Source organism: Psychrobacter sp. 16-MNA-CIBAN-0192, assembly GCF_040309565.1.
GTDB lineage: Bacteria > Pseudomonadota > Gammaproteobacteria > Pseudomonadales > Moraxellaceae > Psychrobacter.
On record NZ_JBEOOX010000001.1, the window covers coordinates 143,978 to 164,493 of the forward strand.

Annotated in this window: 18 protein-coding genes and 4 tRNA genes; 11 read left to right on the top strand and 11 right to left on the bottom strand. The window is 42.9% G+C overall.

Annotated features, from left to right (window positions below; all coding sequences use genetic code 11):
• Nucleotides 1-47: 47 nt before the first annotated feature.
• The 4 genes from AAEY78_RS00620 (at nucleotide 48) to AAEY78_RS00635 (ending at nucleotide 4,408) form a co-directional block, all read left to right on the top strand.
• Nucleotides 48-857, top strand: coding sequence for an acetyl-CoA carboxylase carboxyltransferase subunit alpha (locus AAEY78_RS00620; RefSeq protein WP_352336434.1), 810 nt, complete (start codon nucleotides 48-50; stop codon nucleotides 855-857).
• Between the two features lie 189 nt (nucleotides 858-1,046).
• Nucleotides 1,047-2,624 carry a tRNA lysidine(34) synthetase TilS gene (tilS, locus tag AAEY78_RS00625; protein WP_352336436.1) on the top strand — a complete coding sequence of 526 codons (1,578 nt, stop codon included), beginning with the start codon at nucleotides 1,047-1,049 and terminating at the stop codon, nucleotides 2,622-2,624.
• A 233-nt stretch (nucleotides 2,625-2,857) separates the two neighbouring features.
• A complete protein-coding gene (gene proC, locus AAEY78_RS00630; RefSeq protein WP_352336809.1) occupies nucleotides 2,858-3,688 on the top strand; it encodes a pyrroline-5-carboxylate reductase in 831 nt (276 codons plus the stop codon).
• 150 nt (nucleotides 3,689-3,838) lie between these two features.
• A complete protein-coding gene (locus tag AAEY78_RS00635) occupies nucleotides 3,839-4,408 on the top strand; it encodes a YggT family protein (RefSeq protein ID WP_352336438.1) in 570 nt (189 codons plus the stop codon).
• 117 nt (nucleotides 4,409-4,525) lie between these two features.
• On the opposite strand, the gene AAEY78_RS00640 is transcribed toward AAEY78_RS00635, so the two are convergent.
• Nucleotides 4,526-5,323: a hydroxymethylpyrimidine/phosphomethylpyrimidine kinase gene (locus AAEY78_RS00640; RefSeq protein ID WP_352336440.1), complete on the bottom strand. Its 798-nt coding sequence runs from the start codon at nucleotides 5,321-5,323 to the stop codon at nucleotides 4,526-4,528.
• A 466-nt stretch (nucleotides 5,324-5,789) separates the two neighbouring features.
• Between AAEY78_RS00640 and AAEY78_RS00645 the strand changes: the two genes are divergently transcribed.
• The 3 genes from AAEY78_RS00645 (at nucleotide 5,790) to AAEY78_RS00655 (ending at nucleotide 7,066) form a co-directional block, all read left to right on the top strand.
• Nucleotides 5,790-5,879: transfer RNA gene (locus AAEY78_RS00645), tRNA-Ser, on the top strand.
• A 181-nt stretch (nucleotides 5,880-6,060) separates the two neighbouring features.
• Nucleotides 6,061-6,137, top strand: a tRNA-Arg gene (locus AAEY78_RS00650).
• 275 nt (nucleotides 6,138-6,412) lie between these two features.
• Nucleotides 6,413-7,066, top strand: coding sequence for an RDD family protein (locus tag AAEY78_RS00655; protein ID WP_352336441.1), 654 nt, complete (start codon nucleotides 6,413-6,415; stop codon nucleotides 7,064-7,066).
• A 162-nt stretch (nucleotides 7,067-7,228) separates the two neighbouring features.
• Here AAEY78_RS00655 and panD read toward each other — a convergent pair whose 3' ends face one another.
• From panD to AAEY78_RS00705, 10 genes are all read right to left on the bottom strand, one after another.
• A complete protein-coding gene (gene panD / locus AAEY78_RS00660; RefSeq protein WP_182406004.1) occupies nucleotides 7,229-7,609 on the bottom strand; it encodes an aspartate 1-decarboxylase in 381 nt (126 codons plus the stop codon).
• 178 nt (nucleotides 7,610-7,787) lie between these two features.
• Nucleotides 7,788-8,369: an aminoacyl-tRNA hydrolase gene (gene pth / locus AAEY78_RS00665; RefSeq protein WP_352336443.1), complete on the bottom strand. Its 582-nt coding sequence runs from the start codon at nucleotides 8,367-8,369 to the stop codon at nucleotides 7,788-7,790.
• A gap of 243 nt (nucleotides 8,370-8,612) precedes the next feature.
• Nucleotides 8,613-9,272 carry a 50S ribosomal protein L25/general stress protein Ctc gene (locus AAEY78_RS00670; protein WP_352336445.1) on the bottom strand — a complete coding sequence of 220 codons (660 nt, stop codon included), beginning with the start codon at nucleotides 9,270-9,272 and terminating at the stop codon, nucleotides 8,613-8,615.
• Between the two features lie 402 nt (nucleotides 9,273-9,674).
• On the bottom strand, nucleotides 9,675-10,619 hold the full coding sequence (locus AAEY78_RS00675; protein ID WP_352336446.1) for a ribose-phosphate pyrophosphokinase: 945 nt from the start codon (nucleotides 10,617-10,619) through the stop codon (nucleotides 9,675-9,677).
• 91 nt (nucleotides 10,620-10,710) lie between these two features.
• Nucleotides 10,711-10,786: transfer RNA gene (locus tag AAEY78_RS00680), tRNA-Gln, on the bottom strand.
• A 216-nt stretch (nucleotides 10,787-11,002) separates the two neighbouring features.
• A tRNA-Gln gene (locus AAEY78_RS00685) sits at nucleotides 11,003-11,078 on the bottom strand.
• 187 nt (nucleotides 11,079-11,265) lie between these two features.
• On the bottom strand, nucleotides 11,266-11,811 hold the full coding sequence (locus tag AAEY78_RS00690) for a hypothetical protein (RefSeq protein ID WP_352336448.1): 546 nt from the start codon (nucleotides 11,809-11,811) through the stop codon (nucleotides 11,266-11,268).
• Between the two features lie 88 nt (nucleotides 11,812-11,899).
• The gene (gene ispE / locus AAEY78_RS00695; protein WP_352336450.1) at nucleotides 11,900-12,865 is read right to left on the bottom strand and encodes a 4-(cytidine 5'-diphospho)-2-C-methyl-D-erythritol kinase; all 966 of its coding nucleotides are present in this window, start codon (nucleotides 12,863-12,865) and stop codon (nucleotides 11,900-11,902) included.
• A gap of 87 nt (nucleotides 12,866-12,952) precedes the next feature.
• Nucleotides 12,953-13,573: a lipoprotein insertase outer membrane protein LolB gene (gene lolB, locus AAEY78_RS00700; RefSeq protein ID WP_352336452.1), complete on the bottom strand. Its 621-nt coding sequence runs from the start codon at nucleotides 13,571-13,573 to the stop codon at nucleotides 12,953-12,955.
• Nucleotides 13,574-13,811: 238 nt separating this feature from the next.
• Nucleotides 13,812-15,743 carry a hypothetical protein gene (locus tag AAEY78_RS00705; protein ID WP_352336453.1) on the bottom strand — a complete coding sequence of 644 codons (1,932 nt, stop codon included), beginning with the start codon at nucleotides 15,741-15,743 and terminating at the stop codon, nucleotides 13,812-13,814.
• Between the two features lie 621 nt (nucleotides 15,744-16,364).
• Here AAEY78_RS00705 and hemA point away from each other — a divergent pair.
• The 4 genes from hemA to AAEY78_RS00725 all read left to right on the top strand — a co-directional run bounded on the left by hemA (nucleotide 16,365) and on the right by AAEY78_RS00725 (nucleotide 20,516).
• On the top strand, nucleotides 16,365-17,747 hold the full coding sequence (hemA, locus tag AAEY78_RS00710) for a glutamyl-tRNA reductase (RefSeq protein ID WP_352336455.1): 1,383 nt from the start codon (nucleotides 16,365-16,367) through the stop codon (nucleotides 17,745-17,747).
• A gap of 489 nt (nucleotides 17,748-18,236) precedes the next feature.
• The gene (locus AAEY78_RS00715; RefSeq protein ID WP_352336457.1) at nucleotides 18,237-19,391 is read left to right on the top strand and encodes an aminotransferase class V-fold PLP-dependent enzyme; all 1,155 of its coding nucleotides are present in this window, start codon (nucleotides 18,237-18,239) and stop codon (nucleotides 19,389-19,391) included.
• Between the two features lie 139 nt (nucleotides 19,392-19,530).
• Nucleotides 19,531-19,968 carry a YeeE/YedE family protein gene (locus AAEY78_RS00720; protein WP_352336459.1) on the top strand — a complete coding sequence of 146 codons (438 nt, stop codon included), beginning with the start codon at nucleotides 19,531-19,533 and terminating at the stop codon, nucleotides 19,966-19,968.
• A 110-nt stretch (nucleotides 19,969-20,078) separates the two neighbouring features.
• Nucleotides 20,079-20,516 (top strand): DUF6691 family protein, encoded by a 438-nt coding sequence (locus tag AAEY78_RS00725; RefSeq protein WP_352336461.1) that lies wholly within the window; start codon nucleotides 20,079-20,081, stop codon nucleotides 20,514-20,516.

Consider the following 20,516-nt stretch of genomic DNA (forward strand, 5'->3'; position numbering starts at 1 on the left):
TTTACCTCTATCATCACCCTGATAAAACGATAAAAAAGGATACGTCTATGAGTACCGTCTGGGATAGCGTTCAGCTAGCGCGTCACGCCAAACGTCCATTATTTATGGATTATGTTAATCAGTTATTTACTGAGTTTGATGCCCTGCATGGTGACCGTGCCTATGCCGATGACAAAGCCATTATTGGTGGTTTGGCGCGCTTAGACGGTAAGCCGGTGATGGTCATTGGTCAACACCGTGGACGCAGTACGCGCGAACGTATTGAGCATAATTTTGGTATGGCAAACCCTGAAGGCTATCGGAAAGTTATTCGCTTGGTAAAAATGGCGGAACGCTTTAATATTCCAGTGATGACCTTTGTCGACACCCAAGGTGCTTATCCGGGTATTGGTGCTGAAGAACGCGGTCAAGCGCAAGCCATTGCTGAAAGTATCGCGGTATTTTCTAGCTTAAAAGTACCTATTATTGTCACCATTATTGGTGAAGGTGGTTCTGGTGGCGCATTGGCAATTGGTGTTGGTGATAAAGTAAATATGCTACAAAATAGTATTTATTCGGTTATTTCTCCTGAAGGTTGTGCCTCAATTCTTTGGAAAACCGCTGATAAAGCCAAAGATGCCAGTGAAGCGCTAAAGTTAAATGCCGTCAATTTATATCAGATGGGCTTGATTGATGCCGTTATTGAAGAAGGTGAGGGCGCGCATCTTCATCCGCAGCCGGTGATGAACTCGCTTAAAGCACTACTAACTGAGCAGATGGATGAGCTGCAAAAAATGGATACGACCGAGCGTTGTGAACAGCGTTATCAGAAGCTTAAAACTTTTAATTCTAACGTGATGTTACCGTTAGCCGTTTAATCTTAAGGGTCATTAATTTTAATAGCTATTAATTTTAAGAGCTATTAAGTTTGAAAATGAGCAATAAGATAACGAATCATACAATAATGAACGTGCTACTTAGTGGCGCGTTTTTTTATAAGTAAAATAAATGAAGCTATGTGCATGGATACTGGTTTAATAAAAGCCAATAAACTCGTAGGATAAATCATGAATAGCAGCGCCATCCGTCATTATCCTATTGAGCCTATAAACGCTTTAGCACCGATAGATAAGCCGTTAGCAGCAGCACTATTAGCCAGTTTGTCTGAATATGGTGAACAGCTTCACGGTCGTCGAATTTGGCTAGCATGTAGTGGTGGACGCGATTCTTTGGCGTTAGCAGCATTGTGTTTGCAGCTATATCGACACGGTAAATTGCCTTTTTTACCGCAGCTTTTGCATGTGAATCATGGCTTGCAAGTAGATAGTGATAATTGGGCACAGCACGTGGCTGATTGGGCGCTGGCTCAGCAGATGCCTTGCCATATTTTACCAGTGACGGTAACAGGGCAGGATGAGCAAGCAGCACGGCAAGCCCGTTATCAAGCAATGTACGCGCATATGAATCAGGGCGATGTGTTAATTCTTGCCCACCATGCCGACGACCAAGCCGAGACTGTGCTCATGCGCTTGATACAAGGCGCGGGCGTGAATGGCTTATCAGGAATGCAAGCATGGCGTGAACACAGACAGGGCGCACGGCATAATGGTTTATGGCGACCTTGGTTAAGTGTCACTCGCGCAGATATCACCAATTACGCTGAGCGCTTACAACTGCCTTATATTAATGACCCTACTAATGATAGTGGCGATAACGTACGTAGTGGTTTGCGCCGCGATATCATGCCAATATTAGCCAGTTATAATACCAATGTGGTGCATAATATTGCGCGTAGTACGCAGCTGCTTGCCGATGCGCATGCAAGTGTCAGCGCGCAAGCTTATGAGGATTGTCAGCAGACTGCCATTACTTCACTATGTTATCCGCCATTTCAGCGTGTGCTTGATATTGATAAGCTATCTACTTTACCTGTGTATCGGCAACGCCAGTTGTTGCATTATTTGCTGGCGCAAGATGAGCCGCTACCGCCAGCAAAGCAATTGGTCGATGATACGCTGGCGCTCACAGCGCGTACCGATGCCAATCATCAAACGGCGCTAGATTGGTACGCCAGCACCGATACCTATCGCATTCATCGCTATCGTCAGCAGTTATTTCGGCTGAGCCATTCCTTTTTAGAGTGGCTTGCCCTTCCTATAGTTGAAGAAAAGCACCTATTATCATTCAATACTTTATTTGACAACAAAACAGAAGACTTTATCTTAAGAGCCGATAATAGCTATATTTGGCACTTAAAAATTATGCCGGATATATATGAGCATTTATTAAAAATAATCTCAAATCAGTTGCATCCTCACTTCAACAATACAGACAGCCTACTGCTAAAAATTACGCCGTTAGGTCGGCAACAACGGGTGCAAACCGCACTTGCTACCCGTCCTCAAGCTGGTAAAAAGCTGATGCAGACGCTTGGTATACCCGTATGGCTGCGTGATAGCCTGTTGGTTGTTAGCGTAGTCTCGCCTGATACCGATGCAGAATTGCCGTTATTATTACTATCTCCATTTGCCAGCTGGGTGTTAGGAGTCGATAAATCGTCGCTAGATAGTACAAGCGATGATTTTGGTAACCTATTAAGCAAGAGCATGCGCAGTCATTTGCACTATACGTTGTCATCCAAATGACGCACATGACCCTTATTATTTGTCTTTATAGCCACAATATCTTAAGTGTCGTTCAATATCGGATAAGGTTTAAAATTTTACCAGTGCCTTTTTTATACAGTATCAATTTATCAAACGACAAAACTGGCAGTATGATAGACTAAGTGTCCTTTTATATGCCCTGCCATCACGCGAACAATGCGGTCATTGGTGCAGTGCTGGACGGTAATAAGGAGCGTTAAATGTCCGAATTAATGAATGAATTAGATAATAAAAAAATAAGTTTTATTGGCGGCGGTAATATGGCACAAGCCTTAATTAATGGCTTGCTGGCTTGTGGTGTGAATCCTGCGTTAATTACCGTATCAGCACCCAGTGCTGCGACTCGAGATATTTTCACAGCCCAACAGATTAATACTGTAGATGCCAGCATCGAGCCAAAAGCTGCCGTTATTGACGCGGATGTGGTGATACTGGCAGTTAAGCCGCAGATGATGAAAGCCGTGGTCAGTGAGTTTGCCGACGCATTAGATAAGCAGCTGGTTATGTCCGTGGCGGCAGGATTATCGACAGACGCCTTGTCACAAATGCTGGGTGGTTATTCTAATATTGTGCGTGCTATGCCTAATACCCCATCTAACATACAAATGGGTGCAACCGGTCTGTATGCAGCCGAATCTATTAGCAGCGCTGACAAACAACTGGCAGCCGCAGTGATGGCAGCATCAGGTTTGGTGATGTGGGTTACTGAGGAAGCACACATGCATGCGGTCACCGCAGTTGCCGGCTCTGCACCTGCCTATGTATTTTACTTTATTGAATCGATGGTCGACGGCGCGGTTGCATTGGGACTGGATAAAGAACAAGCCACCGCACTGGCAATGCAAACGGTGCTTGGCGCCGCAACTATGGCTAAAGGCAGTCAAGACAGTCCTGCTGAGCTACGCCGCAAAGTAACATCGCCTAAAGGCACGACTCACGCCGCAATTGTATCGATGCAAGACAATCAGATTGGGCAGCATATTGCTGATGCAATGCAAGCGTGTTATGACCGCAGCCAAGCAATCAGTGCAGAGATTAAATAAAACCATGTAAAATGCAGTGTCACTATGATTATAATCATAAGAGTAATGATCATTGTGAAAAATGAAGGCTGATCGCAATATCAGTAACGATTATCTAGCCGCCTTTTGGCTGTTATTATTTTTTAACATAAGCATATTGAGTAGCGCTTCATGAACAATACGTTATTACAACTTTTTGATTTGGTCACCACCTTTGCCATGCTATTGGTGTTCATCCGATTTATGCTCCAGTTTGCCGGAATGGACGCGCGCGATCCCTTAGTCGCCCCAGCTTATAAAGCCACCCATATTGTCGATGTGTTTGGGCGTATTTTTCCAACGGTTGGTCAAGGGCGTATCAGCCTTGCGGCGATTGTATTGATGCTATTGATTCGGCTGATTGATATTGCGGGCAAGGCGGCTTTGACTCATAAAGGCATTGCGCCTGTGCCATTGTTTTTTACCGGTACAATTAGTCTAGTGCTCGATTTTTTACGCATGTGCCGCTACTTGGTGATAGGCTCAATCATCGTCAGCTGGATTGTGGTCTTTACCCAGTCTCAGCATCCGATTATTGGTATTATCATGAATTTGGCAGAGCCGATTTTAGCGCCGTTTCGCCGCATCACCCCAAACTTAGGCATGCTTGACTTATCACCCATGATTGCCTTCTTTGCCTTTTACTTACTTGAGATTTTTATTGGCGGCATTGCTTCAAGTTTTATGCCTATGCTCGGCTAAATTGAAAATATGCGGAAAAGTTAAATTTAATAAAAAAGACGCGCTATTACTTAATAATAGCGCGTTTTTTTTATGCTTAAATAAACCGTTTCTCTCAAAGTTATTATTTAAAAGCCTTTATTTAAAAGCCACAAAACGATTAGGGATTAATTGCGCTTGAGCATTATTCGGATGTGGCGCGTCGGCAGTCCGCAGCGTTTGCGTAATCCAACTGTCTGCTGCCATAACTGCGGAAACCAACGCATCACCCTTGGCTAAACGTCCGGCAATAAAGCTGGCAAGTGAACAGCCAGAACCATGAAATTCGCCGTCTAAGCGCGGTAATACACTCTTATGCACCATCTCACCTTTAATATATAAATACTGCTCGATATCGCCCGTCTCAAAATCATGCGACGTCTTCACTAGTACCGCATGCGTTCCTTGTGCGCAAAGCTTCTGTGCACCAATATGCAAATCTTGCTCGCCACTTAACGCCCGCAGTTCGTGCGTATTGGGCGTGATTAATGTCGCATAGGGCAATAGCTTACGAAAGGCAGCAACCAACGTTTGCTCATCGCCCAAACTACCGCCACTATTGGCAACTAGCACGGGATCGAGCACAAACGGTGTACCTGCTTGGATAATAGCATCAGCAAATAGCTGGGTGAGCATGGTGATATTATCCGTCGTGCCCAGCATCCCCGACTTAATCACGCTGACGGGCAAATCCGCAAGCACCGTGGTGGCTTGCGCTTTGACCAAATTAGCTGCACAGGCTTCAAAACCAAATACTTGCTGCGAGCTTTGCACCGTAATCGCCGTACACGCAATAGCAGCATGTGCACCAGCTTGCCCAATCGCTTCGATATCGGCTTGTAGTCCTGCGCCACCTGATGGGTCTAATCCTGAAAAACACAGCACAACTGGACGCATAACGTCTCCTTATTTTTTTTTATGGTTTTAGTATTAAGAAGTGAATGGATACGATATCACTGGATAAAATAGAGCAAATTATTTTTTTAAAATCACCTTATTACCTTACCGCTTCAAGACTATAACGCTCCCGCCATTAAAAATCCATAGCAGCGCTATTAGGTAAACATTCGTTTCAATCACTATCTTATAATATAAGTTTCAAAGTAATAGGCTATTATAAACTCCTTAATATTTGAATCCTTAAAATCGGTCTAGTATTGATAAAACAAGGTTCATAAAACTAGAATTTGCCTGATAGAACGCTAAATTTGCCTAAATAACTAAAATTATTGCAAAACTATGAGAAAATCATCCGCTAACGCTTGCAATTTCATTTGGCTTTGCTATAATGAGCGCCCACGACATAAGACGTATTATCAGCAATAATACTATTTTTTAGAACTTAAAAAGTCTTACATCGTTCGGTGAAGTGGGTGAGTGGCTGAAACCAGTTCCCTGCTAAGGAACCATACGTGTAAGCGTATCGAGGGTTCGAATCCCTCCTTCACCGCCATTAATTCGGTTTATTAGTAGAATTAATATAGCAATAAACGTCAGGCTATCTAGTAGTAATTAAAATAAGTATTTTAGATTTTAATGAAAAAAGATATTGACAACTGCTAAATTATCTATATAATGACCAACCTAATTTACTACAAAGTTAAACACTGCGTAGTAGATGATGTGCAAAATACGCGCTTGTAGCTCAGTTGGATAGAGCACTTGGCTACGAACTAAGGGGTCGGGAGTTCGAATCTCTCCAAGCGCACCATTTGCATTATCACTTTAATACTAAATAAATCGCCTGTCTTATGACAATTTGGCGGTTTTTTTATGCCTGTTGGTTTTTGCTTTATCCTAACCCTTAGCTAAATGATTTTTAGCGCCAGCGCTTATTATCTTATTTATTCTTCTAAATATCTTTAGCACTCATCATTGTAAAATTTGCCCCTTATCTGCTTTATATTGGTAACGGATAATATCCGATATGCACTCAAATTACGGTACAATAGTGGAACTGTTTCTTGCTTGCTATGAGTTTGTACCATGTCTAAAACTATGCCAAAAACGTCTATTAAGTCTAAACCTCAAAGAAAAATGCCACAAAAAAGCAGTCCCGATATTGAAGAACCAATTATTGCTCATCCGATGGAACGCGTTATTGCTATTGTCTATGATGGGATGTTGATTTTAGCATTGCTGTTTTTGGTCGGCACGGTATTAACAGTGATTGGCACTTTGCTGACGATGCAGACGGGTACGGAGTCAGTACAGGCACAGTCACTGCCAAATTGGTATCAGAACTTTATTATGACCCCCTCATTTGTGCTGACGCTAGTGGGCTTCTATGGCATGTTTTGGCGGCGGGGTGGTCAGACGTTAGGTATGCAGACGTGGCGGCTTAAAACGGTAAATAATGCCGGTCACTTGCTAACATGGGCGCAGTCATTCAAACGTATTCTCACCGCTTGCTTGATGCCGGTATTGTGCGTGATTATTGGTAGCCTGATCGGCGGCTCACGTGCAGTAATATTGACCAGTGCCTTTTTTGGTTTTATTTTTAATTATATCTTTTGTTTGTTTAACCGCCGTGGTCTTGCGGTACAAGATATGCTCTCCAACACCATTACTTTAAAAATGCCAAAAGTTGCGCAAGAAGGCTTATGGCGCGGGTTTAGAAATCGTAAAAAGAATCGCTAATTTTAATGTAATGCTCGATAGCTCTTAGCGATAATTTTAACTCTAGTTTTACCGCTGCTAAATTCAAGACTATAAAAAAGGCTAAGTCTATTGCGACTTAGCCTTTTTTGGATTATAAGTTTTCTAAGACAAAAAGCGCATTTATCAGCCTAATATTGGCTATTAAGCAACTTGTACCGGAATAATATTTGCGGTGTCTTTGACGCTATTGTCTTCGTTACAATAAACCAATTTTGGCATATAGACATCGGCTTCTGCTTCACTAAACTGAGCATAGGCGCAAATGATGACGATGTCACCAAGATCTGCCATGTGAGCGGCAGCGCCATTTAATGAGATAATACCAGAGCCTGCTTCTGCACGGATAGCGTAGGTGCGAAAGCGCTGACCATTGGTCACGTTATAGATGTCTATTGACTCGTTTTCACGCAGACCAGCAAGGTCGAGTAAATCGCTGTCGATGCCGCATGAGCCTTCATAATGGAGTTCAGCATGCGTGACGCGGGCACGGTGCAATTTGCATTTCAGCATATTAAGTAGCATAGGGTGCTTCCTTAGCGTAACAAAAATAAAAAAGTAATCTGTTAATGGGGACGAGTCATCGTTAATAAAAGCATGAGCGTCATCTATAAAAAGGCTAAGTGTAATTACAAACCTCTATAACTAATTGATATTACGATTAAAATCAGTACTAATAACAGTATCAATGCTAAAACGATTCTTAAGTAGGCAGCTTAAAGCCGTTAATTTTTTCACGGGCGCGTTCAAGGTCACCGCTCATGATTAATGGTAATGCCTCAAATGCGGCGCTCAAGGCACTATCAATACCAATTTGCTCATCAGGGGATGCTTTAGACAGCACATGACCGCTGACTTTAGACTTATGACCCGGATGACCAATACCCACGCGCAGACGATGGAAATCACTACCAAGATGCGGAGTGATATCACGTAGACCATTGTGTCCACCATGACCACCGCCTGTTTTTAGCTTAATGCTACCGGCGGGTATATCAAGCTCGTCATGAGCAATCAGCAGCTGATCATTATCAATGCCATAAAAATTTACCATCGGCACAACAGAATCACCAGACTTATTCATAAAGGTTTGTGGCAATAATAACCGCACATCATGCCCATGAATCTGCCCACGACCAGTCAGACCGTGAAATTTTTTGTCAGGACTGAGCGTAATATTAAACTGCTCGGCTAAATGAAAAACAAACCAAAAGCCCGCATTATGGCGCGTAAACATATACTGCTGACCAGGATTGCCAAGACCAACGATAAGTTTTATGGACATAAGAATACTCAGCTTTAATCAATAAATAACAGGTGACGCTAAAAGGGGATGAGGCTAACTAAAAATGACGGTCAATAAAAATATAACTATTAGGAATCTAGTAGATATTTATAACCGCCTAGATTTCTAAGTATTACTTACAAAAACAGCAGGAGACATGCATCTCCTGCTGAGTTTAACAAGCCTTTAGATTGATAGTAGCGCATCCAATACGCAACGTAACAACCTTATAGGTTTTGCTTGTTATTCTGCATCTTTAGTTTGAGCAGTTGCAGGAACTTCGCTAGCATCAACAACTGCTTCATCAACTTCTTCAACCGTAGGTGCCTGCATGTTCACGATAGTACGGTCGTGCGCATCTTCCATATCAAGGTCAAAGATGATCACGCCTTCAGGCAATTTGATATCTGATAAACGGAACAAATCGCCGATTTCCATACCAGATACATCTACTGCTAGATATTCAGGTAGCTGTGATGGTAGGCAAACGATTTCAACATCAGTCACTACAGTAGATAGGATACCTGATTTTTTCGTTCCAGGTGCATCTTCAGCACCAATGAAATGTAGAGGAACATTCATGTTGATTTTTTGACCTTTCACAATGCGCTGGAAGTCAGCATGCATTGGGAAACCTTTAGCAGGATGGCGCTGTAGCGCTTTGATCACTGCTTGATACTCTTCGCCATCAACGGTAATAGTCAAGATATGTGAGAAAAAGGCTTCAAATTCAAGCGCTTTTACCAACTCGTTATGTCTGATAGCGATAGCCGTTGGCTCTTCGTTACCACCATAAATGATAGCAGGAACTAGGTTCTGCTTACGTAGGCGGCGGCTCGCACCTTTACCTTGTTGGTCTGCAGAACGGTCAACCGCATTTAATGCAAAATGATTAGTGCTCATGGATATAATCCTATAAAAAGAGTAATGAAATGCGGATCTAAATAGTAGGCTTGCGACCAGCCCACTGACGCCTAAAGATAACTTAAATATTTCTTTATTAACCGTAAGATTTACTATTAATAAGAAAGTAATAAGCTATCCACTACGCACAATCGTCAATGACCGTAATATTATTACCATCATAGACAGTGGTATGTAGGGTGATCTGCACTTCGAATAATACTGACCAGCTTATACAAGCATTTGGTCAATACAGGCGCGCATTATACGTGCTTTTGTAGCAATAATAAAGGCTTACAGCAAACGCATCCTGCCAAGTCTCATTTATGAGGGTCAGCTAGGATGCGTCTGGTTATAGATTGAATACATAAAAATTGCGCTTAATGAGTACAAGCAGCGGTGTTATTCAAACATTGCGCTGATAGATTCTTCATTATTAATACGGCGTAAGCTCTCAGCCAGCATTGGCGCGATAGAAACTTGACGAATTTTAGGGCAAGCTTTAGCGGCAGCAGATAACGGGATAGTATCAGTAACCACCACTTCATCTAATGACGATTCACTGATATTTTTTAGCGCATTACCAGACAATACTGGGTGAGTAATGTAGGCAAGGACACGGCGTGCGCCATTGTCTTTTAACGCTTGGGCCGCTTTACATAGCGTACCAGCTGTATCGACCATATCATCAACAATCACACAATCGCGGTCACGAACGTCACCAATAATATGCATCACTTGGGACTCATTCGCACGGGCACGGCGCTTATCAATAATCGCTAAGTCTGTGTCACCCAATAGTTTTGCCATAGCACGCGCACGCACGACACCGCCAACGTCAGGTGAAACCACCATGATATTGTCATAATCTTGTTTTTGTAGGTCATTTAATAATACAGGCGTGCCATAAATATTATCAACAGGAATGTCAAAGAAACCTTGAATTTGATCTGAATGCAAGTCAACCGTCATGACGCGGTCAATGCTCACAATATTGAGCATATCAGCAACGACTTTCGCAGAGATAGGCACACGCGCCGAACGTGGACGACGGTCTTGACGGGCATAACCAAAATAAGGCATAACAGCGGTGATACGACCAGCACTTGAGCGACGCAATGCGTCAGCCATCATCATAATTTCCATCAAGTTATCATTGGTCGGTGAACAAGTCGGCTGCATGATAAAGACGTCTTTACCGCGGACATGTTCCTTGATTTCCACAGCAATTTCGCCATCAGAAAAACGCGTGATGTCAGCTTTACCAAGAGGAATATGCAGGTGGTCGGCTACGGTTTTCGCTAATTCAGGGTGGGCAGTACCGGTAAAAATCGCCAAATAAGGCATGACTGAAGTCCTATTGATTAACTCAAGCAGCGACCGCTAAGCAGTGTACACTGCTCAAATTAAGAAAATGTGATGGATGAATCGTAGAAAATGGCAGGGGTAGCTGGACTCGAACCAACGGATGTCAGGATCAAAACCTGATGCCTTACCAACTTGGCTATACCCCTGTAATGTTCAGGCTAAACAAACGCTGTCATCTAATAAGTAACATTAGCATAACGTTGCTGCCTTTTTGATTTGCTTACTACACAGATAGACTGTCTAATAACCAACTTTCCTTAACGGTGTTCGTTGCGAACTATACCGAAATTGGAAGGGTGTTGTCAATTGCTATCCTATAGCTTATGTTAAATGAGCTATCAGAATCATGCAAACTGAAAATATGGCAGGGGTAGCTGGACTCGAACCAACGGATGTCAGGATCAAAACCTGATGCCTTACCAACTTGGCTATACCCCTATTGAGGCGACCTATTATAAATAAATATTCAGACTTTGCAAGTCATTTACGCTTTTTTATAGCTTTTCTTCTAAATACGTTAAAAATGAAACTCATGTTGGGTCAATAAAAATTCATATGCTGCATTTATAATAATTTGATTTTCAGACTATAAGTACTATTTAGTTTAAATTCTAGCTTATATAGGCTAATGATTTGGCAAATCTTTGACATCCATAAATTGCGAACCTAAAAATTGGATATATCTATCTTCCAAACACTTAGGATCTGCTTGTTGCTCAAAATCATAATCGTATTCAGGATCGTACTTTCCCCCATCTAAAGGTCCATTAGTAAATAATTCAGTATTCAACGGTATATCAACACCATTGGCTGTTAGAATTTGTGTGCTCTCATTCCAAGTGGTTATACCATGAGGAAAAACAGGAACATTGAACCTGTCACCGTTTTGGATAAGCATACACTCGTCTTTTATGACTAAAATACCGCCCATAGCCGGTTCTATTTCCGCCCCATGCTGATAAGGATAAGTGAAAAATTTAGCATATTTTTCGTTATTAATAACATTCTTAGACTCAGCTTTTTCAGCTAATATATGGGACGGAGAAATATCGGTATTTTCAACAGCCTGATCAGTGCGTAAAGGTGCTGGGGATGAATTATTAGTACAACCAGTAGCAATCATTATAAATATTGGAGTGCTTAATACAACCATTAAAAAACTTGCTTTCATAACGTCAGCCTTTTAGATTAAAAAACGATTATTACTTATCAAACTTAAAAGACAACTCCAACTTACTTTATGTAAAGTACTGATCTCTTCATAAATTTCCTACTACATACCCCTTACAAGGTGCGTCCGTAATCCACTTTGCTAACAGCGCTTTATCAGTCGCAACACTCGTATTCAATGGCAAAAATACTGTACTGCCAGAGCCGGTCATTCTTGCGGTGCTATTGGCTTGCTGCTCTAATTGTTGCAAATAACGTAAGGCTTTATCGACAGCAGGCGCAAGGCTTGTCACTACTGGTGTGAAGACATTTTGATAGGGTGCAATAAGGTTTTGCCCATAATCATCGTATTCACTTTGAATGGTCTGAATAGATAACGGAGTAATGTCGCGCTGTAGCTTGGGATGGGCGAACAGCTCAGCAGTATTGACATGGGCATCGGGTGTTAGTACTAAATATTGCTGGTCGGGCAAGTCGATGGCGGTTAATTTGTCACCAATACCCATGGCAATAGCATCTTGTCCAAAGATAAATATCGGTACATCCGCGCCAATCTTGGCACCGATTTTTAGCAACGCATCACGGGTAAAATTAAATTGCCACATCTCATTTAACACAAGCATGGTGGTTGCTGCATTAGATGAACCGCCACCCAATCCTGCACCCATCGGTAAGTGTTTATCGAGCGTAATGGTAATAGGCGTTAAATGTTGAAGCAGTTTTTGCTGTTGGATAGCCAGCATTAACAAGCTATTGGCTGCTTTTATAATCAAATTGTCTGCTAGATTATTAGTAATATGCTGCGCGCCAGTCAGCGTGACCAACTGCGCACATAATATTGAAGCTTGTTGTTGCAAGCTCAGACTAGGGTCTAGTGGGGGTAAAGAAATGGCGCAGTCATTAGGAGAAAAATGCAGGTAATCGCCCCAATTTAGCAGGCGAAAAACGGTTTGCAAATCATGATAGCCATCTGCCCGCTGACCGGTAATATGCAAGAACAAGTTGATTTTAGCCGGTGACAAGCGAGTAATGGTGGGTTGTGGTGTGCTTTGCAAAATCGGGATACCTTTAACCATAAGTTGTTATTAGTAAAATATGCTCATAAAAACAATACTCACAGATATTGGAAATCTTGAGCGACTTTATTTGCCTTGATGATTAATGGTCATCACTACTTTTTGACCTGTGGGCTGAGTGGCGCTGATTTTGTTTGGCAGCTTATCATTGCCTTTATAGCTAAAGCTGGCAGTCCAGTTGCCATTCACTGAGCTTAAGAGACGATTTTGGTTATCAATCTGTGGGGTGCTATCTGATGGCGCAGCACGCCCAGAAATCCAATACGGCATTTGCGAGATAGGCGCTTGCCAGCCAGTGGCTTTTTGCAGCAAGGTTTCTGGATTATCGGCATTTAAAGTGCCTGTTTTTTCGCTGACCAGCGTTGCGCTTCTACCGTCATATTCGATATTGGTTTTGCCAATCCCTAACGCACCAATCAACTCAATGGCAAAGCGCTCATTTTCTTGATTCCATGCATAAAACGCGCTGCCACCTTGGGCTTCACCATTCGCTGGCGCTGATACGCCAATTTTACCGGTGATATTAAAGCTGTCGAGTTTTTGTGTTTGAATCGTGGGAATAGGTTGGGTAGTGGTACCGGCTTTGGGTAGCGACTGGCAGCCAGCCATGACTGCTAACATAGCGCTCATAGCCGTAAATGTGGTCAGTTTTTTGGTGGTAAAAGACGATGCTTGAGTAGCAAACATAACAAATCCTCAAAATGTATCCATTAAAAATTATCAAAAAATGCTTGGCAGCGCTCAATTGCAAAAACGACAATCGAACCTGTCAGAAGCGGCAAGCGCTTAAGCTTACCTGTTTTTTGTTACTCAGTTATGGCGTGTTGTTCTTTTTTTATTGATAGGCGGTAGTATAAAGGCGTTTGGCAAGCGAATTGATCACCAATTAACTAGGCAAATCAGCCGATAGCTATAAAAATATCGCTTAATACAGCTGAATGCGATCGGTGACATTGTCTTGCCCAAAGGAGAATCGCTGTTGTAAATCTGCAAGTAGGGCATTGACCTTAGCAGTGTCTCCTAAACCTTGATAGGCGCGCAATAGTAAAACGCCTGAGCGTAGATTGGGCAGTACGTCATAAGGCGTTTGCAGATATTCAATAACTTGTGCATAGTTAGCCTTGGTTAAGGCATTGGTTGCTAGAACGTTAAGCGCCTGCAGGTGCAATTCGTTATCGTAGCGTGGATCATCATAGCGCATCTGAATAATAGCCGACGCCAATGTCAGACCCTGTTCTGAATTGCTATCATTAGAGAGCAATAATTGCGCGTAGCTGAGTTGGTAAGCCAACTCTTTGGGATCTAGCGCTTGCAAGTGATTGAGTAAGGTGCGCTTAACGGCATAATCTTTGACATCATCAAGCAACCGCGAGCGGGCAAATAAGATCACTTCGCTGTTTGGGTAAGTGTAGCTCGCTTGCGTGAGTAAGCCTAGTGCCTCATTTGCCTGATTTTGCTGCAATAATATGTCCGCTTGCAACACGTAGCTTTCAGGAGCAAATACTTCAAATTGCTGGCGTAGGGTTGCAAGCGTCGCTAGGGCAGCATCAACGTTGTCATTGAGCAGCTCAAAAGTCACCACTTTTTTACGTGCCGCTAGCACTAAGTCTTCTTGCATCACGCCATTTAAATAGTATTTTGCCTGCTCAAAGCGTTGCTGTCGTTCGGCACTAATGCCTAAATAGTAGTAGGCTTGATCAAGATACGCAGGGCTTTTTGCCAAAATGTTTAACAGCTGATCAGCGCTGCGGTACTGCTCAATATCTAAGCTGACCAGCGCTGCTAATAAAGTAATTTCCTCATCTTCAGCGAAGCGATTGTGCGCTTCAAGCAGTAACTGCCATGCCGCATCGCTTTGTTTTAGATCCAATAGATAGCGAATTTCGTATAAATATAAGTTTTTGCTACTTGGATTGCGTAAGCGTGCTTGTCCAATATAGGTTAGCACGGTTGCGGACGGCTCTATCTTGCGTAAAATATCGCCTTTTAAGGTAATAAAAGGCACATAGTCCGGCTGAATAAATAAAGCACGATCAATATGTATCAGCGCAGATTTTGGCTCATTAAATTGATATAGCAAGCCGGCTTTAAGAACAGATAACGATGCATTTTTTTGACTGTCGATGGGCTGTAATGCTGCAAGCAGCTCACGTTGGTCGCTTGCGGTGGTTGGATAAATACCAATGAGTATTTCACTTAAATCCGCACGTGGATCATAACGCAAAATTCGGCTAAGCGTCTCCCCTGCAAGCGTATAATCATGCGCCTTCAATGCCAAATGCGCCACATAAAACCAAGCTGGAACATGGTCAGGGTTTTGATGCTGCCAAGTTTGGGCAAAACTTAGCGAGCTGTTGATATTGTCGTTACGTAATGACAGTCCAAGTGCACGCTCAAAAACCGCGGTTGCGTCATCTTTTAGCGACTGCTGCTTATAAATAGTAACGGCACGCTTTGGCTCACCGCGTGCAGCGGCAAACTCTGCATCTAATAATGCATAAAGACTGGGCTCATTCAGCGAGGTTTGTAGTACAGAATTTGTCCCTGAAGGCTTTGCACTGTCCACTAACCTTGTGGTCTGGGTCTCATTAATTCGCGTATTTAACGGACGATTGGCATCATCATTTTTCGTCTCATTCGTTGATGGTTTTTTAACCAAGGCGTTTACTAAAGCGCTGGGAATTAACGCATCAAGTAACGGTCTGAAAATGTGTGCCTGAGCAGGCATAGGCCACAACAGCACTACCACCACTATTAATATTGGTCTACGAGTAGGCGACCTTAGCGTTTGCGCATAGGGTTTTGCTATAAAAGCAGACAATGCAGTAGGACGAGACAGGAACCCAAAAAAAGCCATATGTCGTATTGTTCATCCATAAAAAGTCGAAAAGCCGCTGGGGTAGCTTGCCTATCGCGATAAAGAACGGTAAGAAAAGCCATCATAAATAACTGGTCAAACCAAATGGCTTATTAAAACCAAGCTTATTAAAAAGCAGTCTATTAAAGAAATAGAGGATGATACCGATTAACGTTATCATTTAGTTGTTATTTAAAGACATTCTATAATCAGTATAGCTGTGAATAACCAGGATTAACAATATAGCTCGTGTTACATCCGCGTAGCTCTGCTTAATAATCGTTAACAATAGCCTATTGATTTATCACATGTTTGCCCAAATTAAAACAATTGCTATGCTCTATGATGGTGAATGTTAAATAAAAGCTGCAATAATGATATAATAGCCGGTTTTATCAAGATAGAGGTTGTCGATAATGGAATATCGATACGTATTATTGTTAAGTGGCATCCCATAATACGCGTTATCATCATAAACGCCCTTTGAATCTATGGCGCTATGTTGATGTTATATAAATGATGGCGTTTTATAGTCGTCTTCAGCGATTTTTAACAATAGCTTTTTACAGTAGCATGACAATTTAGCAGGTAAATGAGCATTATGTTTATGGTCTATCGATAATGAGATTAGTGGTCATCGGCGTCAATCATAAAACTGCCCCAGTCGCTTTACGTGAGCGCTTGGCGTTCGTCGGTGGCGACATTAATATTGCCCTTGATCAACTCAAAGGTTTTACCGATGGCAGCGTCATTGTCTCAACCTGTAATCGTACTGAGATTTATGTGCTCATGCCAGCAGAGCGTACGCCATCAAATCGTACGCTAACAAATAATGACAAGCATAAACGCAATCCTGAAAGCAGCTATGAGAATGGTGCTAGCGTTATAAGCGACGCAGCGGTAATCAATGATCATATTAACCATATCAAAGCTTGGCTTGCTGACTTTAAAAAATTGCCATTGGCTGAGATTGATCCTTATCTGTATGTGCACCGCGATAGTCATGCCATTACGCACTGGTTACGGGTGGCAGCTGGGCTTGACTCAATGATATTGGGTGAGCCGCAAATCCTTGGGCAAATCAAACAAGCCGTACAGCTGGCGCACAGTGAGCAGGCAATCAGTGGGCAGCTCAGCTGGATTATCGACCAAGTGTTTGCTGCCTCAAAGCGGGTGCGTAATGAGACCAATGTCGGTGCGCATGCGGTCTCGTTAGGCTTTGCTGCTGCCAAACTGGTCACACAAATTTTTGATAATCTGCCCAGTCGCACCCTATTAGTGGTGGCAGCAGGGGAGATGAATCGCCTTGTTGCCACTCATATTGCGGGTCTTGGAGTTGGGCGGGTTATTATCTGTAACCGCAGTCCAGAGCGTGCCGAGATTTTGGCAGCCGGATTGCGCCAACCCAATCGCCGGGTCGATGTCTACCCGCTACAAGACTTGCCCAAAGTATTGGCAGAAGCGGATATTATCAGCAGTTGTAGCGGTAGCATGGACATACTGATTGATAAAACCATGACGGCACAAGCGCTAAAGCAGCGTCGTTATCAGCCGATGCTCATGATTGATTTGGCGGTGCCGCGCGATATTGACTCCACCATTAGCCGTATGGATGATGTGTACCTGTATTCAGTCGATGACTTGCAGCACGTTATTGCTGGTAATCTTGAGCAGCGCCGTCAAGCTGCCGTTGACGCTGAGCTATTGGTCAGTCAGCTGGTGGTTGAGATGGAGCGGCGCTTTCAAGTGCGCCAAGTCGGACATGATATCCACAAGTATCGCAGCCGTACTCAGGAACAAGTCACGCAGCTATTAACCGCCTCACTAACTCAGCTTGAGCAAGGGGAGATAAGTGCAGAAGAGGTGATAACTGAGCTGTCACGGCGACTTAGCCAAACCTTAAGCCATGCGCCATCAAAGCTGATGCGCAAAGCCGCTCGAGAAGGCGATAGTGACTTGCTTAATTTTGTGGTATCAGGATTACACGATGCTTATCGCCGTTAATCTTTAACGCGCATAGAAAACAATATCAACAAGAGTGATGACAACAGCAATAGCAACAAACCATTGTCAGCGCTGAGAATCGGTGGTAATATCGTCATTATCTTATTTCAATGAGTTCATTAAAATTGAAGTAATGACTGGTCAGATTAGTTAAAAATGGATATTAGCTAAAACAGCTTTATTGTCAGCTGCCTACCACCGTGTAGCAATGACAATGACGCTTGTGTTTCCTGTAATATTGCGGAGCACATACTCTTACTAACGGCAATAGCGCAAGGTCAAAGTGCTATATCGTCAATCCCATGTTGTATCTCTATCAACGCCTTTTGCCTTACCTATATTTGTAGTAATCCTAGCGCCACATAGCCGATACTTAGTATCCCTTATGACTCAGTATCCTTATGTCAGCTATTAGCCGTATCCATGCCTTACTCTGTACCTGACACTCATTTGCCCAAAAATAGTTTAACAACAAACAAGGAATAATCCATGCCTGCATTACGTCAAGATATTGATCCAGAAGGTTTATTAGAATATTCAGTAGTTTATACTGACCGCGCGCTCAATCACATGTCAAAAACGTTCCAGAAAGTGATGAACGATTTATCAACTGACCTAAAAGCAGTCTATAACGCTGATGCGGTTGCTATCGTTCCCGGTGCTGGTACGTATGGTATGGAAGCGGTTGTCGCCCAGCTTGCTCGCAACGAAGACAATCTAATCATCCGTAATGGTTGGTTCAGCTATCGTTGGACGCAAATTTTAGAAAAGAACAATATCGGTAACACGACTACCGTGCTAGCGGCTGACCGTACTGAAGATACTGATGCGCCAAAACCATTTGCGCCGGTTGATATCGAAACTGCCGTTGCTAAAATCAAAGAATTGAAGCCAGGTATCGTTTTTGCACCGCACGTTGAAACCTCAGCCGGTATTATTTTACCAAACGATTATATCAAAGCATTGGGCGAAGCCGTTCATAGCGTTGGTGGTTTATTGGTTATCGACTGTATCGCCTCTGGCTGTATCTGGCTTGATATGAAAGAGCTTGGTATTGACGTATTGGTTAGTGCCCCACAAAAAGGCTGGAGCAGCACCCCTTGTGCCGGTGTTGTGATGCTAAGCGCTAACGCCGTTGCTAAAGTAGAAAGCACCGAGTCTAATAGCTTTAGCCTTGATTTAAAACAGTGGTTAACCGTAATGCGCGCTTATGAAAATGGCGGTCATGCGTATCATGCGACTATGCCAACAGACAGCTTGCGTCAGTTCCGCGACACGATTAATGAAGCCAAAGAAATTGGTTTAGATAAATTGTGTGATGCGCAGTTAGAGTTGGGCAATAAAATCCGTGCCTTGTTAGAAGGTAAAGGTATTGAAAGTGTTGCTGCTGAAGGCTTTAAAGCACCAGGCGTTGTTGTGTCTTACACTCAACGTGATGACATGCATAAAGGCACCGCATTTGGTGAGCTTGGTATGCAAATCGCAGCTGGCGTACCATTGAAATGTGACGAGCCAGCTAACTTTAAAACCTTCCGTTTGGGTCTATTTGGTTTTGACAAATTGACTGACGTTGACGGCGCAGTTAAGCGTTTTGAAGATGTACTTGATCAAGTGCTTGCAAAAGACGAAGCAAAATCTGCTTAAGTTATCAAGTCCGCTTCTAAAATACCAAACTTTCGAGTTTGGTATTTTTTTACCTAATTATAATATAATATTATATAATGTATTTTCGTATAAAGATTCAAAGTAAATACCGAATAAAAACTGGCATGGATAACTTGTTATGAGCATACAAATAGACTGGCAAGCGTTTACTCCAATATCTCTGGCTGGCGGCTTGATAATAGGGGCGGCAACGGTATTGCTATTATTGGGAATTGGGCGTATTGCAGGTATTAGCGGGATTGCTTCAAGCTTACTTAAGCCCAAAAAAGTAGAGCTGTGGCAAGTGCTATTTGTCGCAGGTTTGGTGATATCGCCGCTGCTGTATCAACTGGTAATGCCATTGCCAGTGATAGAGATGACCAGCTCGATACCATTATTACTTGGCGCAGGTTTATTGGTTGGCTTTGGTACGCGGCTGGGTTCAGGCTGTACCAGTGGGCACGGTATTTGTGGTAATGCGCGCTTGTCGCCACGTTCAATGGCAGCGACGGCAATTTTTATGCTCTTTGGTATTCTAACGGTTTATATTGGTCGCCATCTTTTGGGCTTGATTTAATCACGCTATCACGCATGACTGAGGTTGAGACTAAGACTGAATTGGCTAAGACCGTATTAAATACGATTGATAAACGCTTATATAAACAAATCAAGGGCGAGGCATAAATAATGCTAAAAAATACGATACTAAAAAACATGCTTGGCTTGTTAGCAGGGCTACTGTTCGGCTTTGGATTACTCATCTCAGGGATGACCAATCCTGCTAAAGTGCAAGGGTTTTTGGATGTTTTTGGCGCGTGGGATATCTCATTAGCGCTAGTGATGGGTGGCGGATTAGCGGTGGCGATCATTGGTGTGCAATTGGCGAAACGTCAAAAAACGAGCTGGATTGGCACATCAATAGACATGCCGACCAAAACCACCATTAATAAAAAACTGCTCATCGGGGCAATGTTATTTGGTATCGGGTGGGGTTTGGTTGGTATTTGCCCTGGACCTGGTATCGTAATGCTTGGTACAGGAGTTTGGCAAGCCTATGTCTTTATCCCTGCCATGATTATTGGCATGCTGATATATCAATGGCTTGAGCCAAAATTAAACGGATAG

Bases quoted from the DNA above. Each gene is read 5' to 3' on its own strand.
- AAEY78_RS00620 (WP_352336434.1), top strand. From the start codon at position 48: ATGAGTACCGTCTGGGATAGCGTTCAGCTAGCGCGTCACGCCAAACGT.
- tilS (WP_352336436.1), top strand. From the start codon at position 1,047: ATGAATAGCAGCGCCATCCGTCATTATCCTATTGAGCCTATAAACGCT.
- proC (WP_352336809.1), top strand. From the start codon at position 2,858: ATGAATGAATTAGATAATAAAAAAATAAGTTTTATTGGCGGCGGTAAT.
- AAEY78_RS00635 (WP_352336438.1), top strand. From the start codon at position 3,839: ATGAACAATACGTTATTACAACTTTTTGATTTGGTCACCACCTTTGCC.
- AAEY78_RS00640 (WP_352336440.1), bottom strand. From the start codon at position 5,323: ATGCGTCCAGTTGTGCTGTGTTTTTCAGGATTAGACCCATCAGGTGGC.
- AAEY78_RS00655 (WP_352336441.1), top strand. From the start codon at position 6,413: ATGTCTAAAACTATGCCAAAAACGTCTATTAAGTCTAAACCTCAAAGA.
- panD (WP_182406004.1), bottom strand. From the start codon at position 7,609: ATGCTACTTAATATGCTGAAATGCAAATTGCACCGTGCCCGCGTCACG.
- pth (WP_352336443.1), bottom strand. From the start codon at position 8,369: ATGTCCATAAAACTTATCGTTGGTCTTGGCAATCCTGGTCAGCAGTAT.
- AAEY78_RS00670 (WP_352336445.1), bottom strand. From the start codon at position 9,272: ATGAGCACTAATCATTTTGCATTAAATGCGGTTGACCGTTCTGCAGAC.
- AAEY78_RS00675 (WP_352336446.1), bottom strand. From the start codon at position 10,619: ATGCCTTATTTGGCGATTTTTACCGGTACTGCCCACCCTGAATTAGCG.
- AAEY78_RS00690 (WP_352336448.1), bottom strand. From the start codon at position 11,811: ATGAAAGCAAGTTTTTTAATGGTTGTATTAAGCACTCCAATATTTATA.
- lolB (WP_352336452.1), bottom strand. From the start codon at position 13,573: ATGTTTGCTACTCAAGCATCGTCTTTTACCACCAAAAAACTGACCACA.
- AAEY78_RS00705 (WP_352336453.1), bottom strand. From the start codon at position 15,743: ATGGCTTTTTTTGGGTTCCTGTCTCGTCCTACTGCATTGTCTGCTTTT.
- hemA (WP_352336455.1), top strand. From the start codon at position 16,365: ATGAGATTAGTGGTCATCGGCGTCAATCATAAAACTGCCCCAGTCGCT.
- AAEY78_RS00715 (WP_352336457.1), top strand. From the start codon at position 18,237: ATGCCTGCATTACGTCAAGATATTGATCCAGAAGGTTTATTAGAATAT.
- AAEY78_RS00720 (WP_352336459.1), top strand. From the start codon at position 19,531: ATGAGCATACAAATAGACTGGCAAGCGTTTACTCCAATATCTCTGGCT.
- AAEY78_RS00725 (WP_352336461.1), top strand. From the start codon at position 20,079: ATGCTAAAAAATACGATACTAAAAAACATGCTTGGCTTGTTAGCAGGG.